General features: G+C 46.9%; 3 protein-coding genes. 1 reads left to right on the forward strand and 2 read right to left on the reverse strand.

The window, feature by feature from the left end; genetic code table 11:
- A partial coding sequence (locus tag BP97_RS38035) for a DUF8202 domain-containing protein (protein WP_156043442.1) occupies positions 1 to 1,152 on the reverse strand: 1,152 nt, incomplete at its 3' end.
- Positions 1,153 to 1,339: 187 nt separating this feature from the next.
- On the reverse strand, positions 1,340 to 2,812 hold the full coding sequence (locus BP97_RS0130805; RefSeq protein WP_051621073.1) for an MDR family MFS transporter: 1,473 nt from the start codon (positions 2,810 to 2,812) through the stop codon (positions 1,340 to 1,342).
- Between the two features lie 213 nt (positions 2,813 to 3,025).
- On the opposite strand from BP97_RS0130805, the gene pepT reads away from it, so the two are divergent.
- Positions 3,026 to 4,189, forward strand: a 1,164-nt coding sequence (gene pepT / locus BP97_RS0130810) for a peptidase T (protein ID WP_028552537.1), incomplete at its 3' end; no start/stop codon positions are given.

Genomic DNA, 4,189 nt, shown 5'->3' on the forward strand with positions numbered 1-4,189 from the left:
CCGTTTATAACTTGTTCCATACGGAATTCCCTCATCTTGGCTGGCATTATCGCCCCAGATCAAATATTGCTTATCGGACAGAGCTTGCTTGGCAGTAATTATCACTTGTTGTGCCGTGTCCTTCTGACTGCTCCGGCTTACCGTCTGGTTCAGCGCCCCAACCTGATCCATGCCGATTCCGGCCATGTTATTATTGTAGCCGGTATTCGCAGCAGCCCCCCAAACAACTTGTGGTAAAGGGCCGGCGGATAGATAATCGCCTTCTTTAAGCGTCATACCAAATTTGATAGCCAGATAGGTCTCTACTTGCCGCTTTTGTATCGCTGTAAGCGGATTCGTAAATAAAATCAGCTCTCCCATATTCCCTTCATAGCCTGAGCCCCCACCTACCGCAGAACCAAGAGACGTGGCGGTATTACCTTTGCCCATCAGTGGCGAGCGGGGTTGCGTACCTTTGGCTTCTTGCTTTCCATCACGTGCAATAGACTGATAGACGTTGGAGCCAACTGTAGGATTAGCATCAAAATGCAGCCCCCATATGTTGTAATCGATCGGAGTAACTATATTCGCTGCTGTAAGTCGGGTTGACGTAGCACCCACATCCCACAGGACATTTCCCTTCCCTGCTTCAGCCCCGGTCGTATGTGGAATAGTAGCCCCGAGATTGCCAGAAGCTAAAGGTTGACTGAATATAGAAGAGTTTGCCATTGTCGGCGAACCGCCCGTAATCGTAAACAGGCTGGCATTGTTCACTATCTCCCCTTCAGTAAACAAGCCGTCAACATCCTGCAAAATACTTCCGCTGCTGCTCCGGGTAAACCTCACAGTAGGTTGAAAATTCAAGCTCTCGTTCGCCTGCACATATTTCGGTTTAGGCCTGGACGCAATGGCAGCAACCGTACCATCATTGATAAAATCATTTCCTTTCGGGCTGCTATCCCTCCATCTGGTCACGGAATCGCTATCTAATGTAACGTTAGCCGTATCCGCTTTCAACCATAGCCGTAGTCCGGCAGCGTCCACTCCCCCCGGAGTCCCCGCTGCAGCATGGGCTACCGGAGGCGCAGCAGGCAATCCGCCAAACATAAGCGCCAGGGTAAGTCCAATGTAAACTGCTTTAGTCAAACCTTTCTTTGTTCTTTTCCATTTCAAAATCAGTTCACCTCTCCCCTTCATTTTTGCTTCAACCCTTATAATGAAGCGTTTACAATAATAGAGTCGAACCCTATACCCTCTTTATATAGAAGGAAGAGAGGAAAGAAAATCGACAAAAAATGAAAACATCATTAAATTATTAACTTTTCAATCTTTAAAATATTAAAAAACCGCGGCGCATAGTTTATGCGTCTGCGGTTTCCGTTTCTTTGTTGGATAAGACTTCTTTCTTTAAAAACCAGCAAATGAAGAATGCGACAATTACAAATATCAGCGAGATGGAGAACATACTTTGGAAAGCATGAGTGAATGCCATCTTAACTTGTAACAACAGCTCCGGAGAAATCCCCTGCGGAAGACCTCCTGTTTCAATATGCTCAGTCGTACCAGCGGGAAGCTGATCGCTGAGGTCTGCAACACCGTTTTTGATACGATGAGACAGCACGCTTCCAAAAACACTTAATCCAATAGTAGCCCCTAAAGATTGAAACAGCTGAACGGTTGATAGAGCAATCCCGCTGTCCTTCGAGTCTACAGATTCCTGGACAATGAGATTATCTCCGCCGAATAGAGTACCCAATCCGACGCCAAGTATAAAGAAGCTGATCGCGATGAAAAGCACTGTCGTGCTAACCTGAATTTGCGTCAACAGAAAGAATCCGATAATCGGCAGCAGGAACGATACGATAAATAGATTGCGATAGGTAACGCGCGTAATTAGAAATCCGTTTACGATACTTGACGGAATAGCTCCCGCCATAAAGGCTAGTGTCAAATAACCGGATGCCGTCGGAGATAGCCCCATGACATTCTGCGCGAAGAACGGAAATGACGCAATGCCCCCCATGATACCCATCATCAAAATAAACACCAGCAAAGATAATACGACTACATTCCGATTGGTAAACAAATGCAGCGGAATGATCGGTTCCTTCGCTCTCGACTCTATATAGATTAAGAGAGCAAACATGATGCAAGAAAAGAGCAACAAACCGATGATGACCGGAGACGACCACGTATACCCTTGGTTATCAATCAATACCGGAGCCAGAAGCAGTGAAAATAAAGCTAGCACCAGTGTCGCGGCACCACTCCAATCGATTGGCCGCTTCTCCTCCCCCACCGATTCACTCATTCCTGCTGCAAGGACTGCGGCAGCCAGCAGACCTACAGGAATATTAATCAGGAACACCCAATGCCAATTGACGTGCCCAACCAAATATCCCCCTACTGTAGGGCCCAACAATTGAGGAAGAATCATGAGCGGACCGAAGAGACTCTGGATTTTGGCCCGTTGCTCCAACGGGTAAGTTTCTCCGATAATGACTAACGCCAAAGGCATAAGCCCCCCTGCACCAATACCTTGAATTCCTCGTCCAATCAACAGCCATATCATGGAATTTGCTAACCCGCTAACGATCGAGCCGGTGATGAACAATCCCATACAGATCAAATAGATCCTTTTGCGACCGTATAAATCGGCCAGTTTACCGAGAATCGGCATGAACATCGTAAGGGCCAGCATGTAGATTCCGGCTACCCAGCCGTACAATGATAAGCCGTGCAGTTCACGGACAATAGTGGGCATTGCGGTGGATACGATCGTTTCATCCAGCTCCGCAAAGATGAGACCCAGAATCAGCCCAATAAGAACCATTGTTTTATTATTCGTTTTTTGAATGGTAAGTCACCTCAGATCCAATGAATTGGATTTATAGTACGATACAATTATTAACTGAATTTAAACGACATTGGATTCTACTCTTCCCTGGTATAATTATCGCAAAACCATTCTTAGACAACATCTTGGTACACTAATTTGTTTAGGCGTCATCTTGCTTTATAATTAAAGAAAAGGAGCTGATCATTCATGAAAAAGCAACTCATACAACGATTAATCACCTATGTCCAAATCGATACACAGTCTGATGCTAACAGCACTACTTGCCCTACGACCCCGGGTCAGCTGACACTAGCCAACCTATTGGTTGAAGAGCTGAAGAGCATCGGAATGACGGAAGTGACTATGGATGCGAACGGCTACGTGATGGCCACACTCCCGTCAAATAGTGACAAGGATGTACCTACTATCGGTTTTATGGCCCATGTGGATACTGCCACGGACTTTACAGGAGCAGGGGTCAAGCCTCAAGTCGTAGATCACTATGATGGGAAGGATGTCATCTTGAACGAAGAGCTGCATATTGTGCTTTCCCCTAGGGACTTTCCTGCACTAGCCAACTATGTAGACCACACTTTAATCACCACCGATGGGACGACCTTGCTCGGCGGGGATAATAAAGCAGGGATTGCTGAGATTATGACCGCGATGGACATACTGCTGCAGAATCCAGAGATTAAGCACGGTCGAGTACGCGTTGCTTTCACCCCTGACGAAGAGATCGGCCGAGGACCGCATCGCTTCGATGTAGCCGCCTTCGATGCGTCTTATGCTTATACAGTAGACGGTGGGCCTCTCGGTGAGCTACAATACGAGAGCTTTAATGCGGCACGGGCGCTCGTTACGTGCAAAGGGAAAATCGTTCACCCAGGAACCGCCAAGGGCAAGATGGTCAATTCCGCCAAGATCGCTATGGAATTCAACAGGAGATTACCTGCTCAAGAGGCACCGGAACATACCGAAGGGTATGAAGGATTTTTTCATCTCATCTCCATGCAGGGTGATGTGGAGGAGACGAAGCTGCATTACCTGATCAGGGATTTCAATAAGACGTCTTTCAGTAACAGAAAACTACTTATGACGAAGATTGCTGAGGAACTCGAAAGCCAATACGGTGAAGGGCGTGTCGTGGTAGAAATTAGTGATCAATACTATAACATGCGGGAGAAGATTGAACCGGTTCGCGACATCGTAGACATTGCACATGAAGCTATGATTAGCCTGGGTATTGAACCCGTCGTAGAGCCGATTCGTGGCGGAACGGACGGTTCACAATTATCGTACATGGGACTGCCAACTCCAAATATTTTCACAGGTGGAGAGAACTATCACGGTCGGTATGAATTTGTCTCC

It is taken from the genome of Paenibacillus sp. UNC451MF (genome assembly GCF_000686845.1).
In the GTDB taxonomy this organism is placed as follows: Bacteria; Bacillota; Bacilli; order Paenibacillales; family NBRC-103111; genus Paenibacillus_S.

Excerpts from the sequence above, each read along its gene's own strand:
- BP97_RS0130805 (WP_051621073.1), bottom strand. The coding sequence starts at position 2,812 with ATGGTTCTTATTGGGCTGATTCTGGGTCTCATCTTTGCGGAGCTGGAT.